Source organism: Vibrio sp. QJM3NY_26, from assembly GCF_057786005.1.
Genome location: NZ_CM173516.1, coordinates 1,158,974 through 1,175,351 on the forward strand (window position 1 = coordinate 1,158,974; position 16,378 = coordinate 1,175,351).

15 protein-coding genes are annotated in these 16,378 nt (G+C 42.7%); 8 read left to right on the top strand and 7 right to left on the bottom strand.

The window, feature by feature from the left end:
- Positions 1–5: 5 nt before the first annotated feature.
- The 4 genes from AC3CH4_RS20530 to AC3CH4_RS20545 form a co-directional block, all read right to left on the bottom strand.
- Positions 6–575 carry a protein disulfide oxidoreductase gene (locus AC3CH4_RS20530; RefSeq protein WP_114634850.1) on the bottom strand — a complete coding sequence of 190 codons (570 nt, stop codon included), beginning with the start codon at positions 573–575 and terminating at the stop codon, positions 6–8.
- A 3-nt stretch (positions 576–578) separates the two neighbouring features.
- Complete coding sequence (locus tag AC3CH4_RS20535; protein WP_488544341.1) at positions 579–2,642, bottom strand: protein-disulfide reductase DsbD family protein; 2,064 nt, start codon at positions 2,640–2,642, stop codon at positions 579–581.
- 95 nt (positions 2,643–2,737) lie between these two features.
- Complete coding sequence (locus AC3CH4_RS20540) at positions 2,738–3,214, bottom strand: hypothetical protein (protein WP_152960497.1); 477 nt, start codon at positions 3,212–3,214, stop codon at positions 2,738–2,740.
- 351 nt (positions 3,215–3,565) lie between these two features.
- A complete protein-coding gene (locus tag AC3CH4_RS20545) occupies positions 3,566–3,814 on the bottom strand; it encodes a hypothetical protein (protein ID WP_004731805.1) in 249 nt (82 codons plus the stop codon).
- Positions 3,815–4,066: 252 nt separating this feature from the next.
- Here AC3CH4_RS20545 and AC3CH4_RS20550 point away from each other — a divergent pair, with 252 nt between their 5' ends.
- Positions 4,067–5,671, top strand: coding sequence for a mechanosensitive ion channel family protein (locus AC3CH4_RS20550; protein ID WP_146456440.1), 1,605 nt, complete (start codon positions 4,067–4,069; stop codon positions 5,669–5,671).
- 235 nt (positions 5,672–5,906) lie between these two features.
- A complete protein-coding gene (locus AC3CH4_RS20555) occupies positions 5,907–6,740 on the top strand; it encodes a RecX family transcriptional regulator (RefSeq protein WP_488543701.1) in 834 nt (277 codons plus the stop codon).
- Positions 6,741–6,780: 40 nt separating this feature from the next.
- On the opposite strand, the gene AC3CH4_RS20560 is transcribed toward AC3CH4_RS20555, so the two are convergent.
- Positions 6,781–7,575 (bottom strand): response regulator transcription factor, encoded by a 795-nt coding sequence (locus AC3CH4_RS20560; protein WP_017077418.1) that lies wholly within the window; start codon positions 7,573–7,575, stop codon positions 6,781–6,783.
- A gap of 452 nt (positions 7,576–8,027) precedes the next feature.
- On the opposite strand from AC3CH4_RS20560, the gene AC3CH4_RS20565 reads away from it, so the two are divergent.
- Together AC3CH4_RS20565 and AC3CH4_RS20570 are read left to right on the top strand one after the other, a co-directional pair.
- Positions 8,028–9,062, top strand: a complete 1,035-nt coding sequence (locus tag AC3CH4_RS20565) for a porin (RefSeq protein ID WP_488543702.1) — start codon at positions 8,028–8,030, stop codon at positions 9,060–9,062.
- Between the two features lie 157 nt (positions 9,063–9,219).
- The gene (locus AC3CH4_RS20570; protein ID WP_029222415.1) at positions 9,220–9,531 is read left to right on the top strand and encodes a hypothetical protein; all 312 of its coding nucleotides are present in this window, start codon (positions 9,220–9,222) and stop codon (positions 9,529–9,531) included.
- Positions 9,532–9,623: 92 nt separating this feature from the next.
- Here the strand turns inward: AC3CH4_RS20570 and AC3CH4_RS20575 are convergent, their stop codons facing one another.
- Positions 9,624–11,471, bottom strand: coding sequence for a M3 family metallopeptidase (locus AC3CH4_RS20575; protein WP_488543703.1), 1,848 nt, complete (start codon positions 11,469–11,471; stop codon positions 9,624–9,626).
- Between the two features lie 222 nt (positions 11,472–11,693).
- On the opposite strand from AC3CH4_RS20575, the gene AC3CH4_RS20580 reads away from it, so the two are divergent.
- The 3 genes from AC3CH4_RS20580 (at position 11,694) to dbpA (ending at position 14,960) form a co-directional block, all read left to right on the top strand.
- Complete coding sequence (locus tag AC3CH4_RS20580; protein ID WP_488543704.1) at positions 11,694–12,278, top strand: hypothetical protein; 585 nt, start codon at positions 11,694–11,696, stop codon at positions 12,276–12,278.
- Positions 12,279–12,495: 217 nt separating this feature from the next.
- On the top strand, positions 12,496–13,404 hold the full coding sequence (locus AC3CH4_RS20585; protein WP_488543705.1) for an aldo/keto reductase: 909 nt from the start codon (positions 12,496–12,498) through the stop codon (positions 13,402–13,404).
- 176 nt (positions 13,405–13,580) lie between these two features.
- Entirely contained in the window at positions 13,581–14,960 is a 1,380-nt protein-coding gene (gene dbpA / locus AC3CH4_RS20590; RefSeq protein ID WP_017074818.1) for an ATP-dependent RNA helicase DbpA, read from the top strand.
- A gap of 84 nt (positions 14,961–15,044) precedes the next feature.
- On the opposite strand, the gene AC3CH4_RS20595 is transcribed toward dbpA, so the two are convergent.
- Positions 15,045–15,218, bottom strand: a complete 174-nt coding sequence (locus AC3CH4_RS20595; protein WP_017077429.1) for a hypothetical protein — start codon at positions 15,216–15,218, stop codon at positions 15,045–15,047.
- Positions 15,219–15,530: 312 nt separating this feature from the next.
- Between AC3CH4_RS20595 and AC3CH4_RS20600 the strand changes: the two genes are divergently transcribed.
- A complete protein-coding gene (locus AC3CH4_RS20600) occupies positions 15,531–16,367 on the top strand; it encodes a DUF6279 family lipoprotein (protein ID WP_102551468.1) in 837 nt (278 codons plus the stop codon).
- The last annotated feature ends 11 nt before the right edge of the window (positions 16,368–16,378 follow it).

The following is a 16,378-nucleotide window of genomic DNA, read 5'->3' on the forward strand; positions in this document are numbered from 1 at the left end:
GCGAGTTATGCAAAGTAGGTTCTTAACCAGAGCCCTATCGGGGAAGTAACGCCTGTTGCGATACTGCTAATCTTTCCATCTTTGATGATGACGATGCTTGGCGTGACATTGACTCCCCAACTTCTGCTGATCGATCCAGAGAGATCATTGATAACAGGGAAGTCATACTCTTTGGCCTCTAAGTAGCGCTGAACACGTTCGTCTGGGCCCGATGACAGAGCGACCGAAACCACTTGATGGGAGTCGTTGAAGCTATTGACCGTTGGGCTCACAAATTTGCAGGCGCCACACCAAGTTGCCCAAAAATAGACAATGACTGGCTTACCATTTTTGCTTAGCTCGATAACATCAATATCTTTGCCTTTGAGTGATTGACCCACAATTGGAATCGCGTCGCCCTGAGGCATGCTTCTGCTGTGATAAAAGTCCATCGCAAATGAAACCACGCCAACGATCAATATCATTGAAACCAGTTCCTTTCCCCACTTCTTAAGACGACTTGGCTTTTTGGTTTCACCCTTTACAGCGCTGTCTTCAGTCGTGCTAGATTTATCTTCATTGTTGGGAGTCTTCATTAGTTATCTCGCAGCATCGATGGCTTGAACGACCGTGTCACTGTTGAGAATGACAGGCAGTGGAATACCGCTTTTATAGCTTGGGCCGTAGACGATATTAAATGGCACACCAAATCGACCATTACTTTGTAGGTATTGAGTGACACTTTCACTTGGTGTTGTCCAATCGCCTTTCATCAAAACAATGTTTTCTTGCTGTAGGTGGCTGTAGACAGGGTCTTGGAGAACGACGCCGATTTTGTTGGCCTTACAGGTAATACACCAATCAGCGGTCACATCGACAAATACCGTTTTGCCTTGCTCAACCAATTGAGGGATTTGTTGAGCATCTAGCTTTTGCCAAGCGAGATCGTCAACAATCGGTGTCGCCCAATTGTCTGCGGTCACACTGCCTACGATTAATGCAGCACCAAACACCAAGGTTGTGGTTGCGACGATAGGAATAAGTACCTTGCGACCCAACTTACGGCCAATCCAAATCAATACTGTAATCACGATAAACAGTGACAACAGGATCGTCGGAAATTTACCAATGAATGGGCTCATTAGGCTTGCTAACCATAGACTGGTAATGAACATCATTAAGCCAAATACCAGCTTAACTCTGAACATCCATGCCCCAGGTTTTGGAAGCAGTTTTGTAAGACTTGGGAACAGCGCGAAAATCAACCAAGGTGCACTCATACCGATGCCGAGTGCGATAAAGATAGCCCACAACTCTTGGTAGCTTGCCCCAAGTGCATAAGCGACTGCGGTTCCTAGGAATGGAGCGCTACACGGTGTTGCCAACAGCGTAGCAAACATGCCTTGAATAAAGTGGCCTGAATGTGAGTCGTCGCCTTTAGTCGCCATCCAAGTGTTTAAACCTGATGGTAGTCTGAATTCGAATAACCCAAGTAGGTTAATCGAGAACAGCAAAGTGATGATCAGCATGAACCCGATGAACCAAACATTTTGGAACTGGATTCCCCAACCAATCGCATTGCCACCCATTTTTAGAGCGGTCATGCCAAGGGCTAGGAGTGCAAATGACGTAATGACACCTGACGCAGAAGCTAAGAAGGAGAGTCGGATATGTCGATTGGATGCACCTTGATTTTGAATGATGCTGTTTAACTTCATTCCTAATACAGGCAACACACATGGCATAATATTGAGGATCAAACCGCCAATCAAAGCAAAGCCGATCATTGCAAGAAAACCGTTGTTACTTGCTTGATAAGCAATAGGTTCTGAGCCGACTTGAGCCGTCATCTCTTCGGCAAAATTAGTGTCTGAAACTGTGACACTAACGGTGCGATCCGTTAAGTCGACTTCGCCTATCCAGTTGCTGACGTCAAATACCGCGGTCATCGTATTGCCGGTGATATGGACGGTTGGTTGAGCAAAGAAGTCATCGATGACTTCTTGGCCATCGATCAACACCATCGGCTTATCCCAGCCTTCGTTACTGGTTAGTTGAGTGACCAGTTGTTGCTTGCTTTTGTCCCAAAATAGACCGTTCACTGAAGTCCGGTTCGCTTCTCTTGGAGATTGGCTCATGCCTTGGTTGAACAAGAACATCGCTTCTTCATCGAACTTCAATTGCTGTGTGTCGATAGGGAGTTCGATGTCATAGTCAGTCAAAACACAAATATTGGTGCACGACGGGAACGAGAGAGAAGCCCTAAATACAGCGGGTTGCGTTTTGTCTTTCAACGTTAGGGTGACAGGAAAGCTTACGTGCTTTTTGTATCCCAGCGTCATTACGTCAAGTTGTTCGTAGTATTTAGGGATCGGCCAATGCCAATCTACAGACTCTATATTAGTTGAATCAGACCAATTCCAGCTTGGCGGAATGCCACCTTCACCTGGACTGCGCCAATAGGTTTTCCAGTCACCGTCGAGTGTAACGTCCAATACAGTTTGAACGGTACCGCCGTTATCCGACTGTTCCCCCGTCGACATCATTCGCATCTTAACTGGCGGATGCTCAGGCACGCTTATCCAGCCCGTGGTTTGAGCAAGGGCGGTAAATGACGTCATGACTAAGATTGCAGTGACGAAAGCTTTTGCGCATGTGCGCATGCAGAATGCCAACAAATCGACAAACTTAGTTAGTAGTGTGTTGTACACAAATGTATCTCCAAAAAATAAATAAAAGGGTGGAATAGCCCGGTTATTTACTCTCTAAATATACAGTGCTTTAGGTGTAAGCGGTGTTTTGTAGGTCGAGCAGAGCGATGATTGTCTCTAGATAATCTCGAGATGTGAGGAGGTAAGTTAAATGCAACAGCAATAATAAGTACGAATGGGATCAGCCAGCCGGTTTTCGGGGCGGCAAAGGTCAGCATTTTCGAACTCAGGCTGCATGAACTTGAATTTGGTGTTGTCAGAGCTTTAGATGCTTCTGAACCAAAAACGCTGGCATAAAGCTCAGACATTTTATCTAAAGATGCGATGACAGCATGTGGGTTGCTGGTTTCTGCGCCGACAAATATTGATTGTCCAACTAAGGAAGCTGAAGCCGTTACTTTATTTGCCGACAGCGTACTCGCCAGACAAGTTACAATAACCAGTCCGGTAAGGAGAAGAGCCCAAAGCGATTGCTTTTGTTGGCGATTCTGTGTGGGTAAGAAAAGTAGCGATGTGTTCAGCAAATTAGTCAGTAATCAAATCAGTTAATAGTTAATAGCTAAAGCGAGCTCATTGAATTGTGGCTAGCTTAGATAAGTTCTCTTCGCGCCACAAGTCATAAAATTGTTAAAGTGAAACCATGTATAAACTAGAGAAACTATATAAACGCGGGAAACGGCATATACACGATAAAAGACGTATAAACATCAACTCACGCGAGTACGACATTGGGCTCTGGTTAAAGTTCACAACAACCGGCAATTAGAACTAATTTATTCTGTATCGATTTGTTTATTCACGATGAGGAGGTGCAAAAAGCCCAACAGATCTTAGAGGAACTTATTGGGCTTAATCGTTGGTTCTATTGGAAAGGCTTAGTGAGTACGGCGAGGGCCATTACGTACCAAGTCTTTACCATTTTCGAAAACTTCTTTGGTGATCCAGCGAGCGAGCAGAACTTTGTGGCTGCTGTTGAATACAGCAACGAAGTGACGACCATCTGAATTATTGGTTGCCATGCCTACACCTTCAACGCCTTCAAGACCCAAACCGCCAGCTTCCACTGAGATTAGGAACTTTTCTAGTTCTTCTAAGGATTCGATAATATCAAGTTCGTTGTTCATTTCTATGCTCTCTTGCTGTTAGCTAACATCGGATTTAAGGCGTTTTTGTGCATGTGCTTAAGTGACGATATTGGCTGTTGTTCTTTGTTGGTTGCGTACTCTACAGATCATAAGAGGGGATTGGAACTCTCAAATATTAGATACGTACTGATATTTTGCTAATTTTTAACACAACATACGTTTAAATGCTTGTTATCCATATTCTTTTTACTACTATTTAAGGGGTCAATTTAGACATTCATAGGAATTAACATGATAAAGGTTTGGCGTTGTCTATTTTTAATGTTGGCGTTTGTTGCATCAGGGAGTTTTGCACAAAGTGTCGATAAAATAGCAGAAGTACAAGACCAGCTAATGCTGGACCTAACAACATTAGAAACAGCGCACGATGCTGAGAAGCCGTTTCTAGAAGATATATTAAGACGAAAGAACCAAGCACTACGTAAAGAGATTTCCTCGCAATTATCATCCGATAAGAAGGAAGGCTTAGACGCTGTTCTTGCCCAACAGGTAGATCTTTTACAACATTTACTGTCATTGAACGAAGTCAAAATTGTCTCTATGAGCAAAGACAACCGTTCGGCTGAGGGGGATTCAAAAAAGCGTCTTGAATTGTTGATTCAAAAACGTATCGGAATGATGGATGATTACTATCAGCAACTCTCTAAAACCTTAAGTTGGTCAAAAGATCGAGGCGTTGATGTATCGGCTGCGGAAAGTCAGTTAAAAACCGCATTGGTTTCTCGTTCTCAATATCTGACCAATGCGATCCTGTATACAGACACGCAGCGTCAAGATCTAGAGCGTCGCTTGTCTTTTGTTAGTGAAGACGAAAAGGCGACAATAAAAACTGAGTTAATACGTTTCAGCGAACGAACCAGTGTAATGGTTGCCAGCTTAGAGACAAGTATCTCTATGATGGCCCCGTTTGGTGTGGATGTCACTTCGTACAAGCGCATTCTATTAGCGACGACTGGGGATATTAACGCCGATGTGTTGGATGTCGATGTTGCACTGGATCTATTGGATAGCTGGCTTCGATCGTTCAGTTCATGGGCGTTTGACAACACGCCTTCATTTATCGTTAAACTCGCTCTGTTTCTCGGTATTTTATACGTAACTCGCCTTATTGCTAACGTGGCTCGTAAGACCGTTCGTAAGAGTGTCTCGCACTCTAAAATGGACTTTAGCGTATTGATGCAGGAGTTCTTCGTATCCATCGCATCTAAAGCGGTCGTGTTTATTGGTTTGCTTATCGCTCTGTCTCAAATTGGGATTGAGCTAGCGCCACTATTAACCGGTTTCGGTGTGGCGGGTGTCATTATTGGTTTCGCATTGCAAGACACACTATCTAACTTTGCGTCAGGTTTGATGATCTTGATCTATCGCCCTTATGATGTGGGCGACATGGTTAAAGTGGCCGGCGTTCAAGGCACAGTAAAAGACATGAGCTTAGTGTCGACGACCATTCAAACCATCGATAACCAACGCTTGGTGATCCCGAACAACAAGATTTGGGGTGACGTGATCAACAACATCACTGCAGAACGTGTGAGACGTGTTGATATGGTCTTCGGCATTGGTTACTCAGATGATATCGATAAAGCGAAAGCGGTATTGAACGACATCATTCTTGCGCACCCTCTAGTACTGAAAAAACCGGAGCATATGATCAAGCTTCATACCTTGAATACGTCTTCTGTTGATTTTGTCGTCAGACCTTGGGTTAAGACCGATGACTATTGGGATGTGTATTGGGATGTGACGGAAACCGTGAAGAAACGCTTCGATGAAGAAGGCATCACTATCCCATTCCCTCAACGAGATGTGCATATTTACAATCACGAAGAGAACTAAACGAAAAAGCTAATACGAAAAGCAATTTAGAAAAGAGCGATTACGAAAAAAGCTAATACGACAAAGATAAGCATGGCTTAGAGTCGACATTCTTAATGTGATATCAAATGGACGCTGAATAAGCGTCCATTTTTATTGGCTGTCAGTTTATATTGAGCTTCATTCTTTTATGTAACTCAACCACCTTAGAATTAAGTTATGATGGGGTAGGCTCAGTTTGGACAGTTGAAATCGAATGGATGATTCACAGCAAAAAACGAATAGTAGAAATACAACGGTAAGAAAAGCAACACGAATTGAAAGTGTTATGAACTCTGCGATGTGGCATTTAACCCAGAGAGATATGACGGAAAGCGAGCTGATTGCTAAGCTAAAAGTGAAAACCGACAATCAAGAATGGATCGATGAAACGTTGAATACTTTGAAAGGCTTTGGGTATCTAAAGTCTGACCAAGTGTTTGCTGAACAATTCGTGGAACAAGCTTTCTCTGGTGAATTTGGTTCTCGATACATTGTCGAAAAATTGAAAAAGAAGGGCCTGACCGATTCAGTGATTTCTGATGCAATCCATAAAGTGTCCTTCGAAAAGTCTATTGATGAACAAACCATCTTGATAGACCGCATCAACCATTACTATACAAGTTTTACCATGAGCCGTGAAAAGCTTGTCGCGACCCTGCAAAAGCGTGGTTTTAGCTACCAGCAGGTGAAGGTAGCGATTGACCAGCACACGCAGTCGCATGAACTGAAAAGTAATATTCAAATTAAGGCAGAGAAAGCTGATTTGGAAAAAGAGGTGCTTAAATATGCTCGTAAAGGCAAAGGCTTGACTGCTATTCAGCAAGAGCTCAGACAGCGACAAATCGACACCAGCGAGTTGTCATCGTTGGTCGACCGATTAACTAATGAGGAGCAACTGGATTTCTATTCATCTTGTTTGGAACAGCTGCAGAAGAAATCATATGACCTCAACGATCACAAAGAGCGTTCAAAGGCGTACGCAATGTTAAGTCGAAAAGGCTTTTCGTCGGATGAAATCAAATTTGCTCTGAGTGAAGGCAACGAATAACAATCAATATTATGCGTAAAGAAGTGTGCATAGCCTTGCTTTAACGTGTCGTGTGTAGGTTTTCTGTAAGACCTAGGCCATTGCGTAAGGCGAATTGAATCAGGTCATTGTGGCTGTTTAAATCGAGCAATCCAAGCATTCTGTATTTATGCGATTCTATCGTTCGAGAGCTAAGATGGAGCTGTTCTGCACACTCTTTTGCACTAAATCCTTGAGCAATAAGAGCCAAAACCTTGGTTTGTTTTTTGGTGAGTAATAATAGCTTTTCACTATCATCTGCTAGCCGATTCTCATTTTGTTTTAGTGTCCTCGCTAGCGTTGAGTGCTGCCAATAACAGAGCCAAAGTTCACAGACTAACTTTAAGCGCTGGATGTCTTCGAGGTCGAAGGTGGTTTCGTTGTCGTGAAAGTTAGTAAAAGACAATGCTCCCCAGCGTTGGTTAAACAGCTGCAAAGGAATGATGCAGTGCCATCTTCCCCCTTCTTTATAGATCTTCTTTAACACATAGTTTTTGGTTGAAACGAGTTCGTCACTGGTAAAGGTGAGATATGTTTCATTGGTTTTCAATAGCTTTAGGTAATCAAGGTAGTTACCGCCAACCAAACTTTTCTTATCGACAGGAGGTATGTTTGCTTTGGATACTGAACAAGTTTTCCCGTCTTCAAGTAAGACCATTGAATTCGGGTAAAGCGTTAAACGATCAATCCCGAACCAATCGAGTACGTCAAAGCTTGCTTCTGACCACGTTGTTTGAAAGTTTTTAGGATCGCTATTAATAAGAGAGGTTGATTGTTTCATTAATAGCTGTTCAAAACTTAGGCTTAAAGCAGACACGTTTTTCCTTTCTCGATACATTCATTAGGTCAATACTCAGAAGATATTCGTTCGAGTGGCTCAGTGCAAGATAAGATTCTTATATATATCATAGGTTCTATTTTTAAGTTTTTTATAACTCTTAGTTCTAGATTGTCGAATGATAAGCAGTACATTTACTGCATTAATTGAACGGTGTTTTTTATAGGCTCAGGATTTTAATTCTGCCTAACAAACCCCGTGATGATTGAGAACATCCGGAATATGGATAACAGCACGGATATAGGGTTTACGCTCGGCTGCGATTCTCAATATAAAAGCCATATCAACATATCATTATGTAATTTAATTGACCAAAGCTATAAAATTTTCAGTAAATTTACGGTATATCAATAACGTATTTTTTTGAACAATAGCGCCACTCCAAAAGGCCGGACTAACAAGGCCGAATCAATATATAGGTAGTGGTTATCATGAAAAAGACATTAGTAGCACTTGCGATTGCGAGCATTTCAAGTACAGCTTTCGCAGTAAGCACAAGCAGCCAAAACAGCCAAAACGAAGACATGTTTGCATTCGATTCAATGCACAAAGATCAATTCTCAGTATCAGGCTCTTTCGGTGTTGGTGGTTACTACGACACTGGCTCTAAAGCGTTCTACGATGACTGGGCAACGGGTCTTACTCTTGCCGTAAACTACCGTAACAACCGTATTGTTGGTTATTTCGAAACTGATTTGATGGTGAACTACACGACAGACAACAACGTATCTGCGAACGACGCAGCAACAGCTGGTTGGACAAACGGTATCGATACTGGTCCAGCAACAGACGTAGACAAAGCATGGTTAGGTTTCGATACTGGCTACGGTATTGCTTCATTCGGTTGGGAAAACGACACAGCACTAGACAAAGTGGATGGCGCTGGCGATAACACTTACGAGTTTGGCGCTTCTGCTGGTGATGCATCTGACGGCTTCAATGTTGTTAAATTCCAAGGCGCAACAAACGGTATCGCTTATGGTATTTCTTACTTTGAAACAGGTGACGATCATAATGATGCGGATAAAGGCATTAACGGTTACATCGGTTTAGAGCAAGAGGTATTCAACCTATACGCAGGTTATGAAGCTCGTGATGACGATGCTGATTACGAAGTTTACACAGTGACAGGTAACGTTAAGGTTGGTGCTCTTAAACTAGGCATGAACTCTTGGATTGAAGAGAGTGATTCTGCTAAGAATACGGGTTACTACGTTTCAGGTGGCTACACAGTTTCTGAAGACCTAACAATCGCAGCAGGTTACGCGTCTAGCAGCAATGAATTAGATGGTCAATCTGACGTAGATTCTTCTTACATCAATATCGCTGCAATGTACCGTATTGCTGACAACGCTGACATGGGTATTGATATCAAGCAAGACTTAGACGGTTACCGTGTGGGTAAAACTAGCGCGCAATACGACGAAGAAACACACGTATTCGCAGCAGCTTACTACTATTTCTAAGAACTTAAGAACTTCTAAGAAATTTGATGATAATGGTGTAATAGCTTGCCCGGTCTTTACACCATATTCTCTTCTTTACGCAGTTTAAATATCCACAGTTCGACATGTGGTATGCCACTCAGGTGTTACGAGTGGAATTATTATTTGGAGAAATGTAATGGTTAAAAACATTACTGCTAAGGGTAGTATTTACGGAAATGATACCCTGTTTACGTGTAAACCGAATCGTAATGGATTATTTGAATTGGCGCGCAAACATGGAAGAGTAGCAGGTACTCGCCCGCAAGATCTCAAGAACAAGGTTTATGCTGAATCTCTTGATGAAGCTTGGAATCTACTCAAAACAGAGAAGTTTTATATTGTTTTGACGGGGCAAGTGTTTGGCATTCATCGAAAATCATTGCGAAGTGTTGATTCTGTTGATGTTGAGTTTAATTGTGAAACTCGCTCGATATGTGTCACGGCATAGATCCAACGCTGAATATAAAAAGGACGATAAATTATCGTCCTTTTTTCGTTTGGTCTTTTGGTTCAACCTTGGTTATAGATGCTCAGCACCCGCTATCGGCCGTATTGCCCAACGATAAAGTGTTCAAACTCATCACACATGTGATGGTTTGACTTATTATTATTCGCCAACTCGGTTGCCCCATCAACGATCGATATCTTCGCATTCAAATCAGCGACTGGTGCACGTTCTCTTGTCGACAGCTGTTTGATTTTTTGCTCCTCAATAGCCCAAGCTTGCTCTGGCGATAAGTTGCACTCGTCAGCGAGGTATTTGGCATTAAAACCTTCCCCTGTCAGGCTTTCGATTGTCCCATTATGATTGATGCTATTTCCTTGGTGCCAATAGTGCTTAGCTAATAAAGGGCCGATCTCTGGGTTATCCGTTAAGTAGCCAAACTTATCGGTGAAATACGCACGAGTCTGATACACCGCCATATGAGCCAGCAGGTAACCTTGATACGCGCAAGAGGCTTCATCCGATAAGAGATGCGGGATCGCCATTAATGGACGAGGGCTACAAGCCAATCCAAGAATCGTTTTCTCACTGCCACGAGCAAGCGCGGTGATCTTTTCAGGTGTCAGATCTTCATCCGCCAATTCGTAAAGTGCTCGCTCGAAATATGGAACCACTAAAATGCTGCGTTCTTGATAAGCTCTGAAAGGTTGTTTGTTATCGATGATTGCTTTGATTAACTCATCAGGTACTGCTTGGCCATCTGCATTAAGCGCGTATTGTTTGAGCCAATCGGCGTCATTCAATAAGCTGTCACAGAACATGGATTGAGTTTCCGCATAAGCCATCGAAGTTGGTGCAAATTCCTGAGAGAAACAAGGCGCGTTCATCTTAACATTGGCGAAATGCGCTGCGTGGCCGCCCTCGTGAAATAGCGTGTTGATACCATCATAACCGCTGCCGATTTGGTCGGGCTTGGCGTTGCTCGTGAAGTTAACTTGAGCCGCTACCCAAGTGTCTTGATCGTAGAAAGATGGGATAGGGCCATGGCAGAAACCATTAGGGTACTTACCTTTACGATCAAGCAGATCCAATTTTAATGTCGCTTGAGAGTATTCGATGTTTAGGCGACCAAAAGATTCAATCCATCGTCGAAGTGACTTTGAGAACGGAACATAAGGATCAAGATCATTCATAACGTCACCTGCAAAAGAGTAGGTAAAGTTATGGGCTTGAAGTGCATTCTCGCCTTTCTGTTCTGCTAAATTGGCTAGACTTTGCTGATGGCTATCGCGTGTACGTGCTTCGAAGTCGTCAAGAATCGTAAACAGCTGCTCTGTCGTCATCTGTTCGGTTTTAACCACCGAGTAATCAAAGAAGGTTTTAAAACCCAGTGATTGAGCAAATTGGTTACGTTTTTTGATCAGTTCAATGAAGCCGTTAGCCAGCAGCCACTGTTCTAAATCTAATAGTGCTTGGTGTGCAGAAAGCCTGACTTGTTCATTACCATTACTTCTAACGGCTGAACCTAAAACTGGCAGTGATCCTTCTGTTTCGTCGCCTGTTTCATTTACGTAAGTCATCACATGATTCTGTTTTTTCTCAAACAGTTCAGCCTCAAACTTTATGAGATCGGCTTTAAGCTTCTGTGACTGCTCAGACTCAATAGCGTGAGATCTAAAGGTCGCTAACCAACCATTCAAGCCTGTTAGCGTACTCTCTTTTTCTAGGGGATCTTGAATTTTATCGATAGCAGCGAGTTGAGTTTCGATAGCAGCAATCTGTTCGGCAGAGCTTAGAAATTCAGTCCACTGAGTCTGCGCGAGTGTCGAGCCATCGTGGTCGTCACTGATGCCCATATATGTATCCCAAAAGAAGTCTTCTTTCGCTTTATGAGTCGCAAGGTACTTTTGATTCAATTGGTTGAGATAGTTCGTTGCAGTCATGACATTCCTTGAAATTTAACCAGTAATTTCAACATTATGACACATTCATTGAATGTATTTTGTGACGATAGATATAACAGAATGCAAGTCTGCTTAGTATCAAGCTTGTTAATATTAGCCATTACCAATAATTTTTTAGCTAAAAAGAGGTCAGTCGATAAGTTGTTTGTCGGCTGGTCACGTATAATGAACGCTTCATACCGCGCGAAATAAGCACAATTAATGAGAACTCTTCCTGTCTTAATCCTACCTTTGTTATTGGCTCTGAGTACCCTTTCATTTTCTGTGCAAGCGAGTGAAAGCTGGTGGTTGCGAACGGTATTCAATAGCAGTTCAGCTCAACCTAGTTCTCAAAATTATGTTAACGATAATGACCTAATGGATTGTGGTGAGATCGAAGGTGCTCTTCTGTGCAGTGATTTGACGCGGTATTACGATCTGAATGTTTATGTTGAATTGGAGTTGGGCGACTCAAGCGTCGAGGTGGTTCGCTTAAACCTGCCATATTCGAACCTAAGTTACACAAAGCTTCAAGCCTACCTTCGCCAAGATGGCTTTGCTCTCAGCTCAATTCGTATTGGAGAGGATGAGTTTGATGTGGTCGCTCAACTCGAACAAGCGAAGCGTGAGGGAGTTGGTTACGACATGGTAGATAAACAACTCGTCAAATTCATCAATACTCCACATCATTCCTCTGAGCAAATGAGTTTATGGAATGTGCCTAGTTCTTCCTCATCTTCTTCAACTCCTTGGATTCAATTACATAGTGATGGTGACAACTTAACGGTTGAACTAAATCGTCTTTAATTGCTCAAATTTATAGATAGTTTCGTAATTCATTAGGGTAAACAAGCCTTTTGGGAGAACGGCTGACGGGCAGACAGCAAGCTATTATTGATTTAAGTGTTCGTTTTTCTGTGGCTCTCACATTTTTAGTAAGCGTTTACCTTTGCCATTTGTTATACGTTGAGCCCTCGGTAAAACGAGCTTACGATACGTTCAGTATTGATAAAGGAGACAACCCATGGTTGCAAAAGTAACGACAGCGCCACAAGGCCCAGAACTTTCTGAGTTGGTGCAAGGATACTGGCGTACAGCAGAGTGGGGCATGACCCCGCAACAACGCCTGACTTTCCTGAAGCAGCACATTGATCTTGGTATCACAACTGTTGATCACGCGGATATTTACGGTAACTACCAATGTGAAAAGTTGTTTGGTGAAGCATTGGCGCTTGAGCCAAGCCTTCGTGATGATATTCAAATCGTCACCAAGTGCGACATCAACTTGTGTGGTGACCACACTCCAGATCGCAAGATCAATCACTATGACACCAGCGCGCACCATATTTACCAATCAGTAAATAATTCTCTAGAGCGCTTGGGTGTAACCGAACTGGATGTATTACTGATTCACCGCCCAGATGTACTGATGAATGCAGATGAAGTAGCAGAAGCGTTCGCTGAACTACATAAGGTCGGTAAAGTTAAGCACTTCGGTGTCTCTAACTTTTCACCACGTCAGTTCGACTTACTGCAATCTCGACTAGGTAAGCCACTGGTGACTAACCAAGTTGAAATCAATCCATTGAACTTCGAAGTAGCCCACGATGGTACGCTGGATCAACTGCAGATGAACCGTATTCGTCCAATGGCGTGGTCTTGTCTCGGTGGTGGTAGCATCTTCAGTGGCGATTCAGCACAAGCAATTCGCGTTCGTGATGAGCTAGAAGCGATTCGCCAAGAAGTGAGTGCGGACAGCATTGACCAAGTGATTTACGCTTGGGTTCGCCGTTTACCATCTAACCCGATCGCGATTATTGGCTCAGGAAAGATTGAACGTGTGAAAACTGCCGTTGATGCACTGAAAATCGAACTGACTCGTGAGCAGTGGTACCGCGTATGGGTTGCATCTAAAGGCCACGGTGTGCCATAGAGACCTTTGGGGTCTGGCATTTATCCACAGACTTAGATGTTTCAACGTAAAAAACCAGCACCCCAGCTGGTTTTTTTGTATTCGCCTAACATGTTGCTCCAAAACTGTGATTAAGGTGGAATAATTTTCAAAAACACTCATAATGCACTCTGTTTTTCACCAGTTGGATATTTCCATTGAGCACTTCAAAATTCTCTTCAATCGCCCTTAAGCCAGAGCTTCTAAATACGTTAGATTCTCTTGGTTATACTGAAATGACGCCTATTCAAGCGTTAAGTCTTCCTATTATTCTGGATGGCAAGGATGTTATCGGTCAGGGTAAAACGGGTTCAGGTAAAACAGCTGCCTTTGGTTTAGGCGTGCTGCAAAACCTACGCGTTAAGCGTTTTCGTGTTCAATCTTTAGTGTTATGTCCGACTCGTGAGCTTGCAGACCAAGTAGCAAAAGAGATCCGTACTCTTGCTCGTGGCATTCACAATATTAAAGTGCTGACACTATGTGGCGGTATGCCAATGGGGCCACAAATTGGTTCATTAGAGCATGGCGCACACATTCTTGTGGGCACTCCTGGTCGTATCCTGGACCACCTAGAGAGAGAGCGTATTGACCTGTCTGAGTTGAACACACTTGTGTTAGATGAAGCCGATCGCATGCTGGAAATGGGTTTCCAAGATGCACTAGATGCTGTTATTGAAGCAGCACCAAAAGATCGTCAAACGTTATTGTTCAGTGCAACTTTCCCTAAACAGATTAAATCTGTTGCAGACCGCATCATGAATAACCCTGAAATGGTGAAGGTTGAATCAACGCACGATCACTCAAGCATCCAACAACACTTTTATAAGGTTGAAGGTACTGAAGCTCGTGATGACGCACTAGAGCTAATGCTTCTTCATCATCAACCAGAGTCAGCGGTTGTGTTCTGTAATACTAAGAAAGAAGTACAGAACGTAAATGATGAGCTAAGCCACCGTGGTTTCAGTGTTATCGAGCTTCATGGCGACATGGAACAGCGTGAACGTGACCAAGCTTTGGTTCAGTTCTCGAACAAAACCATCTCTATCTTGGTTGCAACAGATGTTGCTGCTCGAGGTCTTGATGTTGATAACCTAGATGCTGTGTTCAACTTTGAGTTGTCTCGCGATCCTGAAGTACACGTGCACCGCATCGGTCGTACTGGTCGTGCAGGAAGCAAAGGTGTCGCAATTAGCTTCTTTAGCGAAAAAGAGATGCACCGTGTTGCTCAAATTGATGAGTACATGGATATGCCAATCGAACCGTCTCAGTTGCCAGCTAAACCAATAGCTAAGCCGTACTACTCAAACATGGTAACCATCCAGATTGATGGTGGTAAGAAAGCGAAACTTCGCGCAGGCGATATCCTTGGTGCGTTGACAGGCCAAGGCGGTATTGATGGTAAGTCAGTAGGTAAGATCAACTTGTTCGCGATGCGTGCTTACGTTGCTGTAGAAAGATCAATGGCTAAGAAAGCATTAGGTAAAATCGAATCAGGTAAAATGAAGGGTCGTCAATTCCGCGCCCGAATTCTGAAGTAATTCGAGATTGTATCCCTTTACTGCTAAGTCATGCTAGTGATAATGCAGTAAAGGGTGTTCCACAGTCAGTAACGTATCAAACGTTTATTCATCAGGTCTGATCGAATAGAAATCGTTGATATGTCTTCCTTCGCTAAGATACCAAGTCATCGCTTCCTGTCGATTATTAGCGGATATCGTAATTGTGGTTAGTCTTCCATCGTCAAAATAACAAAGCTCGTACTCTAACTCGCTTGTATAATGAGGAGTAGCGGCCATAGCTTACCTCCCAAATATTAATCATTTGAAAATAAATAAACCATTCGTTTATAGGATTCGTTTACATCAAATGAGCAATAAAAATCAAGTTACATCACTGCCATTAATTATTTTTAGTTTAATCATTTGCCGAAATAGCTAGATTAGCAAGTCTGAGTCTCAATTTATCTCAAAGTTTTTACAGCCACTGCTTATTAAGGCTACTTTTATAAGAGCTAGAATATAGCGTTATAAGAACTAGAGCTAACCTTAAAAGGGTGAGTTAATGGATTTGTGGATTTGTGGATTTGCTGAATATCGTGAGAGGGTTAAATGAGAAAGTGTCGATGGTTAGTCTTATTAGTCTGTTTTGTATTCGCTGGTTGCGGGACTAAATTTGCCTACAACAATATAAGCTGGTTTGCGGTTAGCTATATTGAAGACTTTGTTTCTCTATCCAACAGTCAAGAATCAGAGCTCGAAGAGCGCCTCGACTTATTACAGCAATGGCACAAAGAAACCCAACTTCCGCTGTATATGTCGCAACTGCAAGCGATTCAAAACTTAGACCGTTCTGATATGAATTCTGCTTTTATCATTGATCAAAGTGAACAAACTAAAAATCATATTCGCTCGATCGTTAACAAGTTCGCTCCCGATATTTACGCGTTAAGTATGCAGCTTACCCCAGAGCAAGATAACGAATTCTTAAAGAACTTTAGGGAAAAGCAGCAAGAATATTACGAAGAAAGATTATCATTGAATGATGAAGATTCGAGAGAACGTTATCGAAGTCGAATTGAAGATCGGTTAGAGCGATGGCTCGGGTCGGTATCGAAAGAGCAAAAAACGATTATTTTGACGTGGTCTCAAGAGTGGGTAAATACTAACGACAGCTGGCGACAATATCAAAATAATACGTATCAAGACCTAACGACACTTATGCAGAAGAAGACCGATTTACATATTGCACAGCCAATTATTATGAAGCTACTTTTGAACAATGAAGATTATTATCCGCAAGAGCTGGAGTCTAAGCTTGATAAGAATATGCAGACATCAGCGAAATTCTTGGTGGATATCGCGGCAGTGAGCAGTGATAAACAATGGGCTTATTTTATGAGTGAGCTAGAAAGCCTCAAGACGACGTTAGTGTCACTGCAGGAGTAGGGTAGCTATAT

What these genes read in the sequence shown, in the direction of transcription:
- AC3CH4_RS20530 (WP_114634850.1), bottom strand. Translation starts at nt 575, where the DNA reads ATGAAGACTCCCAACAATGAAGATAAATCTAGCACGACTGAAGACAGC.
- AC3CH4_RS20535 (WP_488544341.1), bottom strand. Translation starts at nt 2,642, where the DNA reads ATGCGCACATGCGCAAAAGCTTTCGTCACTGCAATCTTAGTCATGACG.
- AC3CH4_RS20545 (WP_004731805.1), bottom strand. Translation starts at nt 3,814, where the DNA reads ATGAACAACGAACTTGATATTATCGAATCCTTAGAAGAACTAGAAAAG.
- AC3CH4_RS20550 (WP_146456440.1), top strand. Translation starts at nt 4,067, where the DNA reads ATGATAAAGGTTTGGCGTTGTCTATTTTTAATGTTGGCGTTTGTTGCA.
- AC3CH4_RS20555 (WP_488543701.1), top strand. Translation starts at nt 5,907, where the DNA reads ATGGATGATTCACAGCAAAAAACGAATAGTAGAAATACAACGGTAAGA.
- AC3CH4_RS20565 (WP_488543702.1), top strand. Translation starts at nt 8,028, where the DNA reads ATGAAAAAGACATTAGTAGCACTTGCGATTGCGAGCATTTCAAGTACA.
- AC3CH4_RS20570 (WP_029222415.1), top strand. Translation starts at nt 9,220, where the DNA reads ATGGTTAAAAACATTACTGCTAAGGGTAGTATTTACGGAAATGATACC.
- AC3CH4_RS20575 (WP_488543703.1), bottom strand. Translation starts at nt 11,471, where the DNA reads ATGACTGCAACGAACTATCTCAACCAATTGAATCAAAAGTACCTTGCG.
- AC3CH4_RS20580 (WP_488543704.1), top strand. Translation starts at nt 11,694, where the DNA reads ATGAGAACTCTTCCTGTCTTAATCCTACCTTTGTTATTGGCTCTGAGT.
- AC3CH4_RS20585 (WP_488543705.1), top strand. Translation starts at nt 12,496, where the DNA reads ATGGTTGCAAAAGTAACGACAGCGCCACAAGGCCCAGAACTTTCTGAG.
- AC3CH4_RS20595 (WP_017077429.1), bottom strand. Translation starts at nt 15,218, where the DNA reads ATGGCCGCTACTCCTCATTATACAAGCGAGTTAGAGTACGAGCTTTGT.
- AC3CH4_RS20600 (WP_102551468.1), top strand. Translation starts at nt 15,531, where the DNA reads ATGAGAAAGTGTCGATGGTTAGTCTTATTAGTCTGTTTTGTATTCGCT.